Source organism: Streptomyces sp. NPDC056987, assembly GCF_042673865.1.
In the GTDB taxonomy this organism is placed as follows: Bacteria; Actinomycetota; Actinomycetes; order Streptomycetales; family Streptomycetaceae; genus Streptomyces.
The window spans coordinates 15,828-33,720 of sequence record NZ_JBHURV010000052.1 but is presented as its reverse complement, the minus strand read 5'-3'; the positions used below and the strand labels follow the sequence as shown (position 1 = coordinate 33,720).

At 73.8% G+C, this 17,893-nt stretch carries 16 protein-coding genes; 12 read left to right on the top strand and 4 right to left on the bottom strand.

The genetic code is table 11. The features are described from left to right. Positions 1 to 17: 17 nt before the first annotated feature. The 4 genes from ACFTZC_RS37615 to ACFTZC_RS37600 form a co-directional block, all read right to left on the bottom strand. Entirely contained in the window at positions 18 to 1,865 is a 1,848-nt protein-coding gene (locus tag ACFTZC_RS37615) for a BTAD domain-containing putative transcriptional regulator (protein WP_382898024.1), read from the bottom strand. Positions 1,866 to 2,442: 577 nt separating this feature from the next. Continuing rightward, on the bottom strand, positions 2,443 to 3,270 hold the full coding sequence (locus tag ACFTZC_RS37610) for a DeoR/GlpR family DNA-binding transcription regulator (RefSeq protein ID WP_382898022.1): 828 nt from the start codon (positions 3,268 to 3,270) through the stop codon (positions 2,443 to 2,445). A gap of 49 nt (positions 3,271 to 3,319) precedes the next feature. Then, complete coding sequence (gene pdxA / locus ACFTZC_RS37605) at positions 3,320 to 4,369, bottom strand: 4-hydroxythreonine-4-phosphate dehydrogenase PdxA (protein ID WP_382898020.1); 1,050 nt, start codon at positions 4,367 to 4,369, stop codon at positions 3,320 to 3,322. After that, complete coding sequence (locus ACFTZC_RS37600) at positions 4,366 to 5,871, bottom strand: four-carbon acid sugar kinase family protein (RefSeq protein ID WP_382898019.1); 1,506 nt, start codon at positions 5,869 to 5,871, stop codon at positions 4,366 to 4,368. Before ACFTZC_RS37600 ends, pdxA begins: the two co-directional genes overlap by 4 nt. A gap of 240 nt (positions 5,872 to 6,111) precedes the next feature. On the opposite strand from ACFTZC_RS37600, the gene ACFTZC_RS37595 reads away from it, so the two are divergent. The 12 genes from ACFTZC_RS37595 to ACFTZC_RS37540 all read left to right on the top strand — a co-directional run bounded on the left by ACFTZC_RS37595 (position 6,112) and on the right by ACFTZC_RS37540 (position 17,888). After that, on the top strand, positions 6,112 to 7,710 hold the full coding sequence (locus ACFTZC_RS37595; protein ID WP_382898017.1) for an ABC transporter substrate-binding protein: 1,599 nt from the start codon (positions 6,112 to 6,114) through the stop codon (positions 7,708 to 7,710). 3 nt (positions 7,711 to 7,713) lie between these two features. After that, on the top strand, positions 7,714 to 8,643 hold the full coding sequence (locus ACFTZC_RS37590; protein WP_382898015.1) for an ABC transporter permease: 930 nt from the start codon (positions 7,714 to 7,716) through the stop codon (positions 8,641 to 8,643). Between the two features lie 3 nt (positions 8,644 to 8,646). Then, positions 8,647 to 9,630, top strand: coding sequence for an ABC transporter permease (locus tag ACFTZC_RS37585; RefSeq protein WP_382898013.1), 984 nt, complete (start codon positions 8,647 to 8,649; stop codon positions 9,628 to 9,630). A 3-nt stretch (positions 9,631 to 9,633) separates the two neighbouring features. Beyond that, on the top strand, positions 9,634 to 10,518 hold the full coding sequence (locus tag ACFTZC_RS37580) for an ABC transporter ATP-binding protein (RefSeq protein ID WP_382898012.1): 885 nt from the start codon (positions 9,634 to 9,636) through the stop codon (positions 10,516 to 10,518). After that, the gene (locus ACFTZC_RS37575) at positions 10,515 to 11,486 is read left to right on the top strand and encodes an ATP-binding cassette domain-containing protein (protein ID WP_382898010.1); all 972 of its coding nucleotides are present in this window, start codon (positions 10,515 to 10,517) and stop codon (positions 11,484 to 11,486) included. The genes ACFTZC_RS37580 and ACFTZC_RS37575 overlap by 4 nt, the downstream gene beginning before the upstream one ends. Further along, positions 11,483 to 12,463: an aldo/keto reductase gene (locus ACFTZC_RS37570; protein WP_382898008.1), complete on the top strand. Its 981-nt coding sequence runs from the start codon at positions 11,483 to 11,485 to the stop codon at positions 12,461 to 12,463. Before ACFTZC_RS37575 ends, ACFTZC_RS37570 begins: the two co-directional genes overlap by 4 nt. A 92-nt stretch (positions 12,464 to 12,555) precedes the next feature. Further along, complete coding sequence (locus ACFTZC_RS37565; RefSeq protein WP_382898007.1) at positions 12,556 to 13,350, top strand: HpcH/HpaI aldolase/citrate lyase family protein; 795 nt, start codon at positions 12,556 to 12,558, stop codon at positions 13,348 to 13,350. After that, positions 13,350 to 14,597: an exo-alpha-sialidase gene (locus tag ACFTZC_RS37560; RefSeq protein WP_382898005.1), complete on the top strand. Its 1,248-nt coding sequence runs from the start codon at positions 13,350 to 13,352 to the stop codon at positions 14,595 to 14,597. The genes ACFTZC_RS37565 and ACFTZC_RS37560 overlap by 1 nt, the downstream gene beginning before the upstream one ends. Positions 14,598 to 14,820: 223 nt before the next feature. Beyond that, positions 14,821 to 16,122: a CAP domain-containing protein gene (locus ACFTZC_RS37555; RefSeq protein WP_382898003.1), complete on the top strand. Its 1,302-nt coding sequence runs from the start codon at positions 14,821 to 14,823 to the stop codon at positions 16,120 to 16,122. Positions 16,123 to 16,293: 171 nt separating this feature from the next. Then, on the top strand, positions 16,294 to 16,560 hold the full coding sequence (locus ACFTZC_RS37550; protein ID WP_382898001.1) for an Atu4866 domain-containing protein: 267 nt from the start codon (positions 16,294 to 16,296) through the stop codon (positions 16,558 to 16,560). A 59-nt stretch (positions 16,561 to 16,619) separates the two neighbouring features. Beyond that, positions 16,620 to 17,378, top strand: a complete 759-nt coding sequence (locus tag ACFTZC_RS37545) for an SDR family NAD(P)-dependent oxidoreductase (RefSeq protein WP_382897999.1) — start codon at positions 16,620 to 16,622, stop codon at positions 17,376 to 17,378. 105 nt (positions 17,379 to 17,483) lie between these two features. Next, complete coding sequence (locus ACFTZC_RS37540) at positions 17,484 to 17,888, top strand: nuclear transport factor 2 family protein (protein WP_382897997.1); 405 nt, start codon at positions 17,484 to 17,486, stop codon at positions 17,886 to 17,888. Positions 17,889 to 17,893 lie beyond the last annotated feature (5 nt).

The following is a 17,893-nucleotide window of genomic DNA, read 5'->3' as shown; positions in this document are numbered from 1 at the left end:
GGATGGAGCGGCGCCGCTCAGTGGGGCACGGTCGCCGCCTCGCCGGTGTTCCGTTCGCGCGCCTGCCGACGCGCGTAGATTTTCAGCAGACGATGGATGCGGTACGGGCCGGGCGGCCCTTCTTCGAGCAGTCCGGCGTCGGCGAGCCGCTCCAGCGCCTCCTCGGCCTCGGGCGAGTCACCGAGGGCGTGAGCCGGGACCAGCAGCCCCTCCTGGTCCCCGAGCCGGCGGAAGGCGTCCCGCCAGCGCGGCTCCAGACGGTGCAGGGCCCGCCCGAACACCTGCGGTACGGACATCCGCGGGTCGTCGGCGAGGGAGAGCCGGGCCGGCGGATCCTCGGCCAGCCAGCGGACGCAGTCCTCGACGCTCAGCCCGGGGCGGGTCAGCAGCCGGGCCGCGGCGATCCGCAGGCTGAGCGGGAAGTGTCCGCAGACGTCGGCGAGTTCACCGGCCGCGGCCGGCTCGGCGGCCACCCGTTCGGCGCCGAGCGCGGCGGTGAGCAACTGCCGGGACTCGGCGGGGTCCAGGGTGGAGAGCCGGTGGACGCTGCCGCCGTGGGTCGCCATCAGCCCGGCGAGGCCCCGTCTGCTGGTGACGATCACGGCACCGCCCGGCACCGCGGGGAGCAGCGGGCGTACCTGGTCGGCGGTGGTGACGTCGTCGAGGACGAGCAGGGCCCTGCTGGCGCCGGCCCCGGGCCTGGGCAGGTGGGCCATCGCCTCGTCGGAGGTGAGGGGGGCGCCGTCCGGGTGGGTCATGGCGACGACGAACACACCGCCGGGGAAGGTGTCCTGGGTGTCGTGGGCGCACTGCCGGGCCAGCGCCGTCTTGCCGATGCCCGGTGCCCCGGAGAGGACCACGAGGGCGGTGTCCGGGGAACACTCCCTCAGCCGGGCCGTGATGTCGGCCCGTTCGGCCGCCCGGCCCGTGAAGGACGGCACGGGCGGTACGGGGAGCGCGGGCGGTACCAGGTGCGCCGGCGATGCGGGGAACGCGAGCGGCGCGGGGGCCGCCCGGGTCCCCGGCGGTACGGGCCGGTCCGCGGCCGGTGCCCAATCCCCGTACGGACGGCCTCCGTCGTCCGGTGCCGGGACCGTCGCCGTGACGGCCACCGGCGCCGTCGGCCGGACCGGAGCGGCGATCTCCAGGGGCTGGGGTGCCTGGTCGAGGGCGACGGACCCGAGGTCGTCCCCGCGCAGGATGGCGAGTTCGAGCCGCTGGAGCGAGGGGCCGGGGTCGATGCCCAGCTCCTCCTTGAGCCGGCCCTTCACGGCGCGGTACTCGGCCAGCGCCTCCGACTGCCGACCGGTGCGGTACAGCGCCTCGATGAGCTGCTCGGCGAAGCGCTCCCGGCCCGGATGGCGCCGGGCGGCCTCCCACAGGTCGACCAGGACCTGACGGCAGCGGCCCAGCGACAGCTCGATGTCACAGGCGCGTTCGAGGGTGCGCAGCCGCTCCTCGGTGAGCCCGGGCACCTCGTCGCGGTGGAGCATCAGGGAGGGCACGTTCGCCAGCAGCGGGCCCTGCCACAGGGTCAGGGCCTCCTTGAGCCGGTAGAGCTCTCCCTCCGCGTCCCCGGCGCCGTCCGCCGCCCGTACGAGCGTCCGGAAGCGCACCAGGTCCAGGGTGTCGGTGTCCACGTTCATCCGGTAGCCGCCGGGCACCGCCTCGATGACGTCACCGGCGACCCCGTACTTCACGAAGATCCGCCGCAGCCTGAGCACACAGCTCTGGAGCGCGGCCCTGGCCGTGGCCGGCTGGTCGTCGTCCCACAGGGCTCTCAGCAGATAGCCGGTGGACACGACGGATCCGGGATGAAGGAGCAGAGCCGCCAGCAGACTGGACGGCTTGGACGGTTTGAGCACAACAACGTCATGACCCTCGGCAATACTCAAAGGGCCCAAAAGCTGAAAACGCACGCGACCCCCGTTCCTCGGATCAGCACTCGGGTCCACGACGCATGAAAGTGCCGAAAGAAGGGCACACCATGCCGCCGGGACACCCACAGAGAGAGTTTCTTCGCTTCTTTCTGTGGTTCAGACCTCTGCCGGACCTCACGGATTTCCCACTCCCCCGTATCCGCGTGGCCGAGCAGCCCAGCGCCCTCGACGCGGGCCTGCTCAACGGCGCGATACGTCCAAACGTGCTGAGAGGAATTAACTTCGCTTTACCAAAACATGAATAACAGCCGACACATCCTGGAGGATTTCTACAATGCCGGTGGCAAGATCTTGTCGGGCATCCTAGTAACTAGCCAAGGGAAAGTCGACCCTTCGTCACACGCCCCGTTCGGTATTCCGCACGGACGCCCTTCCACAGCACACCACAACAGGAAAGAAGCACTTATTGAGCATGAATACGATCTGCCCCCGCGAACACACACAAAAAGGGAGGTCCCGCGGCGCGTGCGCGCTCGGCGGGACCTCCTCGGGTGTCCGGTTTTCAGCCAGTCGGCCCCGGCCCGGGTGCCTCGCCCGGCCCCGGCCCCTCACCCGGCCCGGCCGCGGTCAGGACGACCGTGACACCGCGCGAGCGCAGCCCGTCGACGACGCGGGGGTCGGCCGCGCGGTCGGTGACGAGGGTCCAGTCCGGTCCGATCGGCATCCAGGTGTGGAAGGGGCGGCGGCCCAGCTTCGCCGCGTGCGCCAGCACGTAGACCCGGTCCACGCGCCGCGTCATCAGCTCCTTGAGCCGGGTCTGGCGCAGGTCGGCCTCGCAGATGCCGTGTTCGGGCGAGACACCGTCCGTGCCGAGGAACAGCCGGTCGAACGTGAGGCGTTCCAGGGCGGCTTCGGTCAGCGGCCCCACGAACCCCTGGCTGAGCGGACGCAGTGTGCCGCCCAGACACTCGACGTGGACCGACTCGACGTCCGCCAGTTCCTGCAGCACCGTCAGACCGGTGGTGGCGACGGTGACATCCTTCGCCGTACGCAGTTCGTGCGCGAGCGCCCCGACCGTGGAGCCCGCGTCGAGCAGCAGCGACTCGCCGGGCCGCACCTCGGCCGCCGCCCACCGCGCGATGGCCCGCTTGGCCTCGAACGCCTCGCCCGTGCGCTGCCGCAGCGACGCCTCGGGGTGGGCGGCCAGCGCCATGGCCCCGCCGTAGGTACGGGCGAGCCGGCCGTCGGCGGTGAGCTTCGCGAGGTCGCGGCGGATGGTGGACGCCGTCACACCGAGGAGCCGTGACAGCTCCTCCACACTGGCGAGTCCGGTCGTCGTGGCGAGGTGGACGATGCGGTCGCGCCGCGCCGTCGATCCGATGGGGGCCATCACTCCTGTGTCCTCCGGTGCGGGGGTGCCCCGACGGGGCGGCCGGTGGTCACCGGGCCGGTGCGGTCGCCATCTCGGCGGCCTGGCGCAGCGCCTCGACCATGCTGCCCGCCTCGGCCCGGCCCGTACCCGCGATGTCGAAGGCGGTGCCGTGGTCGACGGAAGTACGGATGACGGGCAGTCCGACGGTCAGGTTGACGCCCGCCTCGATGCCCATGACCTTGACGGGGCCGTGGCCCTGGTCGTGGTACATGGCGACGATCAGGTCGTAGTCGCCGCGCGAGGCGAGGAAGAAGGCGGTGTCGGCGGGGAGCGGCCCGACGGCGTCGATGCCGTCGGCGCGCAGGACCTCGATCGCCGGGACGATCTTCTCCTCCTCCTCGCCGTAGCCGAACAGGCCGTTCTCCCCGGCGTGCGGGTTGATGCCGCACACCCCGATGACCGGTGCCGGGACGCCGGCGCGCACCATGGCCTCGTGGCCGCGGCGCACGGTCCGTTCGACGAGTCCGGGCTCGATCCGGTGGACGGCGTCGATCAGCCCGATGTGCGTGGTGACGTGGATGACCTTCACCTTCGGGGTGGAGAGCATCATCGACACCTCCTCGACACCGGTGAGGTGGGCGAGGAGTTCGGTGTGTCCGGGGTAGAGGTGGCCGCCCGCGTGCAGGGCCTCCTTGTTCAGCGGTGCGGTGCAGATGCCCTGCACGGCGCCGCGTACGGCGAGTTCGGCGGCGACGCGCACGTACTGGTAGGCCGCGTCGCCCGCGACGGCGGAGAGTTGGCCCCAGGGCAGGTCGGCGGGGAGCAGTCCGAGGTCGATGACGTTGATGCGGCCGTCGGTGAACTCGGCCTGCTCCGGGGTCTCGACGGTGACGATCTCGCAGGTGAGGGAGAGGAGGTCGGCGGCCTGGCGCAGCCGGGCGGCGTCGCCGACGACGACGGGGCGGCAGCGGCGCACGGTGTCCGCGTGGAGCAGCGCGGGGACGATCACCTCGGGGCCGATGCCCGCGCCGTCGCCCATGGTGACCGCGATGATGGGGAGCGGCGGGCCGGCGCTGTCGGCCGGTTCCGCGGGGGCGGTCGTCGGGGCTGCGTTCACAGGAACTCTCCTTGCGGTACGGGTGACGGTACGGGTGGTTCGGTCGTCGGGAGACGGTCGCCCGGCCGCAGGGCGCGGGCGATGAGCAGCAGGGATCCGGCGTCCCCGTAGCTCCCGGGGCGGGTGACGACCGTACGGCCGTCGGAGGCGAGGGAGCGCACGGCGCCGTGGTGGATCTCGCCGACCGGGACGAGGTGGGCGACGCCCAGGGCGTCCAGGACGCGGCGCGCCGTCTCTCCTCCGGTGAGGACGAGATCCGCGGGGCCGCACGCGGCGGCGACGGTACGGGCGAGACCGGCCACCACCTGGCGGGCGGCGCCGGGCCGGATGCCCTGGGCCGGGTCCACGCCGACGACGGTGACGGTGCCCGGGGCCACTGTGAGCGGCAGGCAGGCGCCGGGCGCGGCGAGCAGTTCCGCCGGAAGGGCGGTGTGACGTGCCCCGGCGGCGACAAGTTGCGCGATCTGCGCAACGGCGCCGGGTTCGGCGGTGCCGACGACCACGAGCAGCGGACGGGCGGCCGTACGGGCGGGCTCCGCTGACGGGGCGTCCGGTGACGGCGCGCCAGGCGGGGTGTCCGGCGCCGAAGCTCCGCCTCGGGCCGGCCCCGCCGGGGGCGCGCCGTCGGCGCCGAGGCCGTCGGAACCGTCGGGGCCGCCGAGGCCGCCGTGGCCGTCGTGGCCGTCGGGGCCGCGGTCCCCACCGGGGCCGTCCGCCGCGCCGAGGAGACGGCCGAGGGCGGCGGCGAGCCCGCCCGTCCCCAGCAGCCGTACGCCCGGTCCCAGCCGGAGCGCGGCGGCGGCGATCGCGTCCAGGTCCGCGTCGGTCTCCGCGTCGCACACCGGCCGGTGCCCGGCGCGGACGAGCGCGCGCAGCCGCTCCGTCAGCTCGGCGGCGGGGCCGCGTACGACGGTGAGCGGGACCGGCGCCGTCCGCGGGTCGCCGAGCGCGGCGGCGACCGATGTCGGCGCCGGCAGCGGTTCGGCGCGCCAGGCGTCCGTGGCGTGCAGCGGGGTGCCGCGCAGGTGGACGACGCCGTCGCGGACGGTGCGGCCGGCCACCGGCAGCGCGGGGGCGATGACGACCGCGGCGGCGCCCTCCGCGTAGGCGGCGGCCTCGGCGGCGAGGTTGCCCCGGAGCAGGGAGTCCGTCTTCTTGAACAGGACCGTGTCGTCGGCGACGCCCCGCAGGGCCTCCCGTACGGCGGCGGCGGCCGAGGCGGCGTCGAGCTGACGGGTGTCGAGGTCCCTCACCAGCGCCACACCGGGCCCGGGTACCGCGGCGGCGTCCCGGGACCCCGGGGACCCCAGCAGGATCCGGGCGGGACGGCGCAGCGCCGCGGCCGTCTCGGCGGCGCCGGACAGGTCGTCCGCGAGGGCGAGCACGCGCCGTTCGCCCGCGAGGGGGAGCACCCGCCGTGTGGGGGGCCCGCCGCGCGGCTCGGGCACGCGGAGGGGCTCGGGCTCGCTGTGCGGCTCGGGTCCGGCCGGCTCAGGGGACACGGATACCTCCTCGGGCGACCCGGGGCGGGCTGCCTCGGTGCCCGATGATGGCACAGGTTGCGCGAAGCGCGCGAGACCTCTTGCGCAGAACACGCAATCGTGCCACCTTGTGCGGCGCGACACCTGTTGATGCGGAGCAGGCCGGACACCGTGCCGGCCCAACCGGCACCGACAGCTGGGCCCCGGTCGCTGGACAGGGCCCAGGAGCCGCTCGCATCCCGGAACCCGAGAAGGTCGACGATGACCCCTACTCCTCAGAGCGCTCCCCCCGACGCTCCCCCGCGTGCGGCGGTCGACCGCCGCACCCTGCTGCGCTGGGGCGCGGTCGGCGGCGCCGGCCTCGCCCTCGCCCCGCTGTCCGCCTGCGCGGGGCCCACCGGCACCCCCGGCCCCGGCACGCTCACCCTCGGCCTGAACCGCTCGCTGGTGAGCCTCGACAACAAGCTCAACCAGTTCGACGCCGCGGTCACCGTCCAGCGCGCCGTACGGCAGGCGCTCACCCGTATCGGCCCCGGCATGAAGCCGCGCCTCGTGCTCGCCGACCGTTTCGAGATGACGGAGCCCACCGCCTGGACGGTGCGGCTGCGGGACGGCGTGTGCTACTCGGACGGCAGCCCCGTCACCGTCGAGGACGTCGCCACCGCCCTGAAGATGTACAGCAAGGTCACCGGCTCCTTCCTCCTCGGTCTCTTCCCCGAACTGCCCACGGTGGAGAAGACCGGCGACCGCACCTTCCTGCTGCACACCGCGAAGCCCGTGCCGGTCCTCGACCGGCTCATGGCCAACATCCACATCACACCGGCCGCCGCCAACCGCCCCGAGGAGTTGCAGAGCGGCCTCGGCTCCGGTCCGTACCGTGTCCTCAAGGCGAACGGCGGCGCCGGGGAGTACACCCTCGGCCGCAACCCCCAGTACTGGGGACCGCGCCCGCGGATCGACACCGTACGGGTCAGGTTCGTCCCCGAGGAGTCCAGCCGGGTCGTCGCGCTGCGCAGCGGTGAGATCGACGTGGTCGACACCCTCACACCGGACTCGGCCGAGCAGCTCACCGGGCTTCCCGGCGTCCGGGTCGAACAGGTCTCGGGCGTCCGGATGTGCCAGCTCTTCTACAACTTCCGCAAGCCGGAGGGGAGTCCGCTCGCCGACGCCCGGGTGCGCAAGGCGCTCACGTACGCGATCGACGGCCGGGCCCTCGTCGAGGACGTGTTGAACGGCTCGGCCGAGGAGGCCGGCGGGGTGGTCCCGCTCGCGCTCGAAGGCGCGGTGCGCACGGGCGCGTACGCCTACGACCCCGGGAAGGCGCGCGCCCTGCTCAGGTCGCTGGGCGCCACGGACCTGCGGATGAAATTCATCTGGGAGTCGGGCGAGTTCGCGGCCGACGCCTCCGTCATGGAGGCGGTCGCGGACATGCTGAAGTCGGTCGGCGTCCGTGCCTCGCTCCAGCAGTTCGAGCCGGGCGGCGACATCCTGACCTGGCGCCAGGGCAAGGCCGGTGACTGGGACGTCATCGGCAACGGCTACGGCAGCCCCACCGGCCAGGCGCTCACCATGCTCCAGGGCATGTATGGCGGCACCGCCGCGAAGGATCGCACCGGCGACGCCTTCATGGGATACATCGTCCCCCACGTCGAGAAACAGCTCACCGCCGCCTCCATCCAGGTGGACGACGCCGAGCGCAACCGGCAGCTCGCGGTCGTCCAGAAGGCCGTCTGGGAGACCTGGCCCAGCCTCTGGGCCTTCGCCCCGAAGACCCTGCTGGCCCGCAGGGCCCGGGTCCGCGGCCTGTCGCTGCTGCCGATCAACTCCTACGACCTGTCCGCCGTGCGGCTGGAGGGCTGAGCCGTGCCGAAGTATCTCGCCCGACGGCTCGGCCAGAGCCTGCTGACCGTCTTCCTCACCCTGACCACGGTCTTCCTGCTGGTCCGGATGGCGCCCGGCGACCCCGCCGCGGCCTACGCCGCTCCCAACGCGACCAGCGCCGATCTCGCCAGGATCCGCGGCCAGTTCGGCCTCGACCAGCCGCTGTTCACGCAGTACGGCATCTTCCTGCGCGACCTGTTCACCGGTGACCTGGGCACCAGCTACTCCTTCCACGCCCCGGCCCTCGACGTGGTCCTGGAGCGGATGCCGTACACCATCACCCTCGCCGTCTCCGCGATCACGGTCACCGCCCTGGTGGCCGTGCCGCTCGGGGTGTGGATGGCACGCCGCGCCGACTCCAAGCGCGAGCTGGGCGCCAACGTCCTGACCATCACCGGTCAGTCCATGCCGGACTTCTGGACCGGTGTGATGCTGCTGACCGTCTTCGCCGTGCTGCTGCCCGTGCTGCCCGCCTCCGGATTCACCTCCTGGAGCGGTCTGGTGCTGCCGACGGTCACCGTGGCCGTCCTGCAACTGGCCCTGATCTCACGGCTGGTACGGCGCGAGATGACCACGGCCCTGAACTCCCCGTACATCACGGTCGCCCGCTCCCGCGGCTTCTCCGAGTCCGTCCTCACCTGGCGCTACGCCCTGGCCAACTCGGGGGTGCCGCTGCTCACCGCCCTCGGCACCCGCTTCGCGGCGCTGCTCAACGGCGTCGTCGTGGTCGAGGTGGTTTTCGGCTGGCCCGGTGTCGGCTCGCTCGTGGTGCGTGCCCTGGAGACCAGGGACTATCCGCTGATCCAGGCCACCGTCCTGGTCACCGCGGTCCTCGCCATCCTCGTCCAACTCCTCGTCGACCTCGCCTACCCGCTGCTCGACCCGCGGGTGCGTCTCGGAAAGGCGGCCTGAGACATGACCACCGCCCCGCGTACCGCCGCCTCCTCACCCTCCGGCACCGCCTCCGCCGGCGCCCGGCCGAGCGCGGTCACCGCCCGCGATCTCACCCGTGCCACCGCCACCCGGCAGCGGCGCGGCGCCCGGTTCAAGCTGTGGGCGGGCGCGGTCTGCACCGCGCTCGTCGTCCTGCCCGTCGCGCTGGCCACGCTGCTGCCCCTGCCGGGCGCCGACGCGCAGGACCTGTCCCGGCGCCGGCTGCCCCCGCTCAGCGACGGCCATCTCTTCGGCACCGACCAGCTCGGCCGTGACCTGCTCTCCCGGATCCTGCACGGCGGCCAGGTGTCGCTGACCGTCGGCATCCTCGCCGTCCTCGTCTCCGGGGTGATCGGGGTGGCGGCCGGCGCGGCGGCCGGGTTCTTCGGCGGCTGGGTCGACGCGGCCGTCTCCCGGCTGCTGGAGGCCCAGCTCGCGCTGCCCCTGCTGATGATGCTGCTCCTCGTGGTGGCCCTCTTCGGCCCCTCCGTCACCGTCATCACCTGTGTGATCGCGGTCGCCCAGTGGCCGGAGGTCGCGCGGCTCACCCGCTCGCTCGTCCTCGTGGAACGGGAGAAACCGTACGTCGCCGCCGCCCGCGTGCTGGGGCTGCGCGGCTGGTCGGTGCTCGGCCGCCATGTCATCCCCAATGTCATCCGCCCGGCCAGCCTGGTCGTCCTGCTGCTGCTCGCCCAGGCCGTGCTGCTGGAGAGCGCGCTGAGCTTCCTGGGGGCGGGCCCGCAGCGGCCGTTCGCGACCTGGGGCCGGATCATCTCCGACGGCCAGGACTACATCACCACCTCCTGGTGGCTGGTCACCCTGCCGGGCCTGGTCATCGCCCTGCTGGTGGTCGGCGTCAACCTGATCGGCGACGGTCTGCGCGACCGTACGCGGGCGGTCAAGGCGCCCCGTGGAGCGCGGGTGCCGCGCGGGTCGCGCCTGGCGCGCGCCAAAAAGGGAGCCTGAGCCATGCCCGAGAACGCGAACGCGCCGGAGAACACGCCGGGCGGCACGGCCGCCCCGCTGCTGGAGGTCGAGGACCTCCAGGTGGAACTGATCACCGCGCACGGAGTGGTCCGCGCCGTCGACGGGGTCAGTTTCACCGTCGGGCGAGGCGAGACCGTCACCCTGATCGGTGAATCCGGTTCCGGCAAGTCGACCACCGCCATGGGCGTACTGCGGCTGCTGCCCGAAGGGCTCGCCGTGCTGTCCGGCGCCGTACGGATCGGCGGGCGGGACGTCCTCGCCGACCCGGCGGCGGCCCGCGCGGTGCGCGGACGTACCGTCTCGCTCATCCCGCAGGACCCGATGACGGCCCTCAGCCCCGTCCACACGATCGGCCGTCAGCTCGGCGACGCGCTGCGGCTGCGCCACCCCGCGCTCTCCCGCGCGGAGGTCAGGGAGAGAGGGACGGAGCTGCTGGCGCAGGTCCGCATCCCGCGTCCCGAGACCCGCTGGAAGGCGTATCCGCACCAGTTCTCCGGCGGCATGCTGCAGCGCATGCTGATCGCGGTCGCGCTCGCCGGTGAGCCGGAGCTGCTGATCGCGGACGAGCCGACCTCCGCGCTGGACGCCACCGTGCAGGCGGGCGTCCTCGATCTGCTGATGGAGCTACAGGAACAGGAGTCCCTCGGGATGCTGATGATCACGCATGATCTGGGGGTGGCCCGGGTCGTCTCGGACCGTATCCATGTCATGAAGGAAGGCAGATTCGTGGAATCGGGTTCCGCCGCGCGCATCGTGGACGAGCCGGCCGAGCCGTACACCCGCGCGCTGCTCGCCGCCGTGCCCCGGCTCGGCACCTGGGACGAGGACGCGCCGTCCGGCGCCGCGCGGCAGGGGGCGACGGCATGAGCGCCCCCGCGAACGGCGCGGGAGCCGCAGCCGGGGCAGGGACCGGCTCCGGGGAGCGCGGCGCGGCGGCCGCCGTGCCCCTGCTGAGCGTCGAGGACCTGGTCGTCGAGTACCCGACCGCGAACGGCCCGCTGCGCGCCGTCGACGGGGTGAGCCTCACCCTGGAGCGCGGCGGATCGCTGGCCGTCGTCGGCGAGTCGGGCTGCGGCAAGTCGACGCTCGCCCGGGCGCTCGTACGACTGCTGAAGCCCGCGTCGGGCCGGATCGTGCTGGACGGCACGGACATCGCGGCGCTGCCCGAGCGGCGGCTGCGCCCGCTGCGGCGACGGGTGCAGATGGTCTTCCAGGATCCGTACGGTTCGCTCGACCCGCATCTGACGGCCGAGCAGATCGTGGCGGAGCCGCTGCGCCTCTCCGGCGTCGGGAACCCGGCCGAGCGCGCCCGGCGCGCGGCCGAGCTGATCGACCGGGTGGGCCTGCCCGCCACCGCGCTGCACCGCCGGCCTCCGGAGTTCTCCGGCGGCCAGCGCCAGCGCATCGGCATCGCCCGCGCGCTCGCCTCCCGGCCCGACCTGCTGGTGTGCGACGAGGCGACCTCCGCCCTCGACGTCTCCGTCCAGGCCCAGGTGCTGGAGCTGCTGCGGGAGCTCCAGAGCGAGACGGGCATCGCCTATCTCGTCATCGCCCACAACCTCGGCGTCGTCCGGGAGATCAGCACGGACGTCGTGGTGATGAACGCCGGACGCGTCGTCGAGCGCGGTCCGACCGCCGAGGTCCTCGCCTCCCCCGCCGAGCCCTACACCCGGGCGCTGCGCCGGGCCGCCCTCGACCCCACCACCGTCCGGGGCGTCAAGCCCCGGCACCTCCTCAACCCCGCGCTCCGCGCGGACCCGCCCCTCGCCGCCGCGGCTCCCGCCACCGGCGCCGTCGCGGCGACCACCACCGCACCGGAAGGCAACCGCTCGTGACCACCGGCATCGACCTGCCGCAGCTCCCCCGCCCCCTGTCGAGGCTCGTGCTCGGCACGATGACCTTCGGCGACACCGTCGACCGGGCGGGCGCCGCCGAGATGCTCGACACCGCGCTGGACGCCGGCGTCACCGGCGTCGACACGGCGAACGGCTACGCGGGCGGTGAGAGCGAGCGCATCCTCGCCGAGCTGCTGCCGGGCCGCCGTGACCGGATCGTCCTGGCGACCAAGGCCGGTATCCCCCACCCCGACCAGGACGGGCACGCCCCGCTCTCGGCCGCCGGGATGCGCGCCGCGCTGACGGGCAGCCTGGAGCGGCTGGGCACCGATCATGTCGACCTGTTCTACCTCCACCAGCCGGACCGGGCCACGCCGATCGCCGAAACCCTCACCGCCGTCGCGGAGTTCGTCGCCGAGGGCAAGATCCTCGCCCTCGGCGTCTCGAACCACTCGGCCTGGCAGATCGCCGAACTCGTCCGCACCGCCGACGAGGTGGGGGCGCCGCGCCCCGTCGTCGCCCAGCAGCTCCACAACCTGCTGGCACGCCGCCTGGAGGAGGAATACGTCGAGTACGCGGCCGTCACGGGGCTGCGCACCATGGTCTACAACCCGCTCGGCGGCGGTCTGCTGACGGGACGTCACACCTTCGCCCGGACACCGGACTCCGGCCGGTTCGGGGACTCCCGGCTGGCCGCGATGTACCGGGAACGCTACTGGGACGAGCGGCTCTTCGCCGCCGTGGAGCAGCTCACCCGGATCGCCTCCGAGGCGGGCATCCCCCTCACCGAACTGGCGCTGCGCTGGCTGCTGGACCGGCCCTCGACCGACGCGCTGCTGCTCGGCGGCTCCCGCACCGAGCACCTGCGGGCCAACATCGCCGCCGCGCAGGCCGGTCCGCTGCCCGCGGACGTGACCACCGCCTGCGACGAGGTCGGCGCCGCGCTGCGCGGCCCGATGCCCGCGTACCACCGCTGACCGCCTCGCCATCTGACCGCCCCGGCCCCGGGCCACCGCGCACCCCACCCCGTACACCACCCTCGCCCCCTCGCTCTCAAGGAGCCCTCACCATGACCCGCGACACGCCTGGTACGCCCGCCGCCTTCGCCACCGCGCTGCGCGCCCGCGAGCAGCTCGTCGGCTACTGGTCCGTCCTCGACTCCCCGGTCTCCACCGAGCGCGTCGCACGCCTCGGCTACGACTACGTGGCGCTGGACGCGCAGCACGGTCTGATCGAGTACAAGGGCCTGCTCACGTCGCTGACCGCCATCGACACCAAGGGGTCCACCGCCGTCGGCCTGGTCCGGGTCGTGGCCAACGACCCCGCGCCGATCGGCCAGGCGCTCGACGCGGGCGCGGCCGGGGTGATCGTGCCGCTCGTCGACACCGCCCAGGACGCCGCCGACGCGGTGGCCGCCGTACGCTACCCGCCGCTCGGCCGGCGCTCGTACGGCCCGATGCGCTCGGCCCTGCGGATCGGCCCGAACCCGGCCGAGGCGCACGAGCAGACCGTCGTCCTCGCCATGATCGAGACGGCGCAGGGGCTGGCCAACGTCGAGGAGATCTGCGCCACGGAAGGGCTCGACGGCATCTATGTCGGCCCGTCCGACCTGCGGATCGCCATCGGCGGCGCCACCTCGACCGACCCGGCGGTGGCCGACCGGTTCGAGGCGGCGCTGGTCACCGTGCGGGAGGCGGCCGCGGCGGCCGGCATCGCCGCGGGCATCCACAACGCGGACGGGGCGAGCGCGGCCAGGCGGCTGGCCGAGGGGTTCACCTTCGCGACCGTCTCCAGCGATCTGACCCACCTCGAACAGATCGCCGGCCGTCACCTGGCCGACGCCCGCCAGGCCGGGGACGCCTGATGGCCGCCGGGACCGAGCAGGCGACCGCGCAGGGCCCCGGGGAGGAGGGCGCCGCGGACGGTGTGCTGCGCCCGCACCCCACCGAACCGGGCCGCGCCGAGGCCCGGCTGACCGCGCCCGCCGTGCAGAACCACGCCGCGAACCTGATGGTGCTGCCCGGCGGCGACCTCGGCTGCGTCTGGTTCGCCGGTACGCAGGAGGGCGTCGCCGACATCTCCGTCTGGTTCGCGCGGCTCGCCCCGGACGGCGCTGCGTGGTCCGAGCCGGTCCGGCTCTCCGGTGACACCGGCCGCTCCGAGCAGAACCCGGTCCTCTTCCCGGCGCCCTCGGGCGACCTGTGGCTGCTGCACACCGCGCAGCGCGCGGGCCACCAGGACACCGCGGAGGTACGGCTGCGGGTGAGCCGGGACGCCGGGGCGACCTGGGGCGCGTCCCGGGTGCTGTTCCCGGCCACGGAGGAGGGCGGTGTCTTCGTACGCCAGCCGGTGACCGTACTGCCGTCGGGGCGCTGGCTGCTGCCGGTGTTCCGGTGCCTGACCACGCCGGGCGAGCGCTGGTCGGGCGGCCGGGACACCAGTTCCGTGATGGTCAGCGACGACGCCGGGGAGAGCTGGACGGAGCGGCCGGTGCCCGTCTCCACCGGGCTGGTGCACATGAACGTCCATCCGCTGCCGGACGGTTCGCTGGTCGCGCTGTTCCGCAGCCGCCGGGCGGACGCCGTCCACCGCAGTGTGTCGGTGGACGACGGGGAGACCTGGAGCGCGCCCGAGCCGGTGGCCGTGCCCAACAACAACTCGTCGATCCAGTTCGTGCCGCTGGGCGACGGCCGGCTCGCGCTGGTCCACAACCACAGCAGCGCCGCCGACGCCACCGAGCGCCGGGAGTCGCTCTACGACGAGATCGACGACGAGGGGGTCAGCGACGCGCCCCCGGCGGGCGGCGGTGCCACGCCACCGGCCGGCACCCCCGACGGCGGCGCGGCCTTCTGGGGCGCTCCACGCGCCCCGCTGACCCTGGCCGTGTCGTCGGACGGCGGGCTGACCTGGCCCGTACGGCACGACCTGGCGACCGGTGACGGCTACTGCCTGACCAACAACTCCCGGGACGGCCTCAACCGCGAGCTGTCCTACCCGTCGGTCGCGCAGTCGGCGGACGGAACGCTGCATGTTGCGTTCACCCGGCACCGCCGCTCGATCCAGTACGTCAGGCTGGCGCCGGAGTGGACCGAGGCGCACCTGTCCGGCTGACGGAGGCGGACGTCGCCGCACGGGGCCCTGCCCCCGCACGGCGACGTCCGCCGCACGGCACCACCGGCCCCTGCCTCCGGTGCCCGGCAGCCGGGCACCGGTCCGAGGACGACGGCCGCGAAGGGAACCGGACGGCTCCGTCCGGACGTTCACGCAACGACGTCACGCCGGACCGTCAGGGCCGATGTGGCCGGTGTGGCCCTCGACCGGACAGGCGGTACCCATGAGCGAGTTGACGGCCGGCGGGAATCTGGCCCTGCCGGACGCGGAGCTGTCGATCCGGGTGCCGGGCCCCTTCGACCTGGCCGTCCTCATCACCGGGGAGAGCGGAAAGGTCGCGGGCGACAGCGACTTCGTCTTCTACAACCAGCCGTCGGCGCCGGGCGCGCGGCTGCTGCCGGACGGCGGGCTCAGCGTCGATCCGCGCGGACTGCGGGCGGGCGCGAGCCGGCTCACGGTGGTCGTGGGCGCCGCGGAGCCGGGCACGCCGCTCGCCGCGCTGCCCGTCCCGGCGATGACCGTGACCGGACGGGGCCCCGGTGTCCTCGCCCGGTTCACGCCCGCGCGCCCGACGCGCGAAACGGTGCTGCTGCTGGCGGAGATCTACCGGCGCGGCACCGGCTGGAAGCTGCGCGCGCTGGGGCAGGGGTACGCGGACGGCCTGGCCGGGATCGCCCGCGACTTCGGCGTGGACGTCGCGGAGGAACCGGCCCAGGAACCGGCCGCGCCGGGTGCTTCCGTCGCCGGCGACGGGTTCGACGCGCTCGTCCGGGCCCGGCGGCAGGCGGCGGGGCTGCCACCGCTCACCCAGGACGCCCGGCTCACCGCGGCGGCGCGGGCCCACGCCGAGGCGATGGCCCGGCGGGGGCGGCTGGACGCGGAGGGCGCCGACGGGGTCTCGGTGTTCCAGCGTGTCACTGCGGGCGGCTACCGCTATCTGCGGCTCGAACAGCATCTCGTCTCCGGGCCCGGGACCGATGCCGAGTTCGTGGAGTACTGCCTGGCCGACGGAGCCAGGAGCGCGCCGCTGTACGACGCGGACCTCACCGACGCGGCCCTCGGCCGCGCCACGGACACGGGCTCCGGCGAGACGTACTGGACGGCGCTGTGGGCGCGGCCCTTCACCGCGCGGGGCCTGACGGCGACCGCCGCCGAGGTCCGCTCCCTCACCAACGCGGAACGCGCCGCGCACGGGCTCGGGCCGCTCGCCGACGACCCGTGTCTGACGACGGCCGCGCAGGCGTTCAGCACCGACATGGCGGCCCGCGCCTTCTACTCCCACACCTCACCGGAGGGCCTGCAGCCCTGGGACCGGGCCGCCGCGGCGGGGGCGCGGCACCGCGGCATCGCGGAGAACATCGCGTGCGGCCAGCGGAGCCCGCGCGAGGTGGTCCAGGGCTGGATGGACAGCCCCGGCCACCGGGCGAACATCCTCACCCCGGGCTACACCCACCTCGGGGTCGGCTTCGCGGACGGCGGCCCGGCCGGCACGTACTGGACCCAGCTCTTCGGCGGCTCCGGCTGAGGTCTTTCGGCTGGACCCTGCCGGCCTCGTGTGCCCGCGGTGCGGCGCGGTCCGGCGCCGCCGCCTGGGTGTGCCGCACCCAGGCAGCACACGTCCTGGTCGATCGTCGCTGACCTGCCCAGACTCGGTGGAGCAGGACAGAACCGCACCGACCGAGGAGAGGAGCCCGACATGGCCGGCACCGCAGGAGACGACAACGCGGACGTGGTCGGGATGTGGGTGACCGCGGACGGTCATATCCGCCAGGAACTGCTGCCGGACGGCCGCTACGACGAGGCCCGCGGCGGGCGGGGCAGCGCGTACACGGGCCGGTACACGGTGACCGGCGACCACCTGGACTATGTCGACGACACCGGGTTCACCGCGACGGGCGACATCCGTGACGGAGTGCTCCACCACGAGCACCTCGTGCTCCACCGGGAACAGAAATCGCCGTGACGGCGGGACGAGGAGACCGGCCTCCCCGTCCACAGCGACAGGAATCAGGGACCCCACTCATGACAGGACGACGCCTTGACGGCAGAGTCGCGCTGATCACCGGCGCGACCGGCGGCCTCGGCACGGCGACCGCCGAACTCTTCGCCCGGGAAGGCGCCCGGATAGTGCTCACCGATGTCGACGAAGGCCCCCTGCGGGACCTGGCCGGGCGGATCGAGGCGGGTGGCACCGAGGTCCTCTCCGCCCGCCTCGACGTCTCCCGCGCGCGGGAGTGGGACGAAGTGATCACTGCCGTGGGCGACCGGTTCGGAACACTGAACGTACTCGTGAACCTCGCCGGCATCCTGGACTGGCCGGGTATCGAAGACACGCGGGAGGAGGCATGGGACCGCGTGATCGACGTGAACCAGAAAGGCACATGGCTCGGGATGAAGGCCGCGATGCCACTTCTGCGTGCGAGCGGCAACGCGTCCGTGATCAATACGTCATCCGTCCTCGGGCTCGTGGGAAGCGGCGCGGCCGCGGCCTACCAGGCGTCCAAGGGCGCGGTGCGCCTGCTGAGCAAGACCGCCGCGGTCGAGTACGCGCGGCAGGGCGTGCGCGTCAACTCGATCCATCCCGGGGTGATCGCCACGCCGATGATCCAGGAACTCCTCGACGACCAGGGCGACCAGCAGCCGGACATCCAGCGCACCCCCATGCGCCGAGCGGGCCGCGCCGACGAGATCGCCCCCGCGATCCTCTTCCTCGCCTGCGACGACTCCTCGTTCGTCACCGGTTCGGAGCTGGTGGTCGACGGCGGGCTCACCGCGCACTGAACGGACGAAGCGTGCGGATCGGCGAGCGGTCGCGCCCGCGGGGCGGCGGTCTACGCTGGATCGCGTCGGCCGCCCGCGACGAGGACCCGCAGAAGGGACGATGTGATGGATCCTGATATCCGGACCAGGGCCGCCATCGAGGAACACTGGCGGGCATCGGAGCGGGGGGACACCGAGGCCGAGCACGCCGTCTACGCCGCGGACGCGATCCTGGACTACCCCCAGTCGGGTGAACGGTTCCGGGGCCGAGCGGCGATCGCGGCGCAGCGCGGCGGGCACCCCGCCGACCGGCACTTCACGGTCCACCGGATCACCGGTGGCGGGGACCTGTGGGTGAGCGAATGCGTCATCACCTACGACGGGGTGCCGACGTACTCGGTGAGCGTCATGGAATTCGCCCGGGAGCATGTGGTGCACGAGACGCAGTACTTCGCGGACGCGTTCGGCGCGCCCGCGTGGCGGACGGCGCTCGCGGAGCCGATGCCGGGCAGGACCGTCGCCAGGGCCTGAGAACG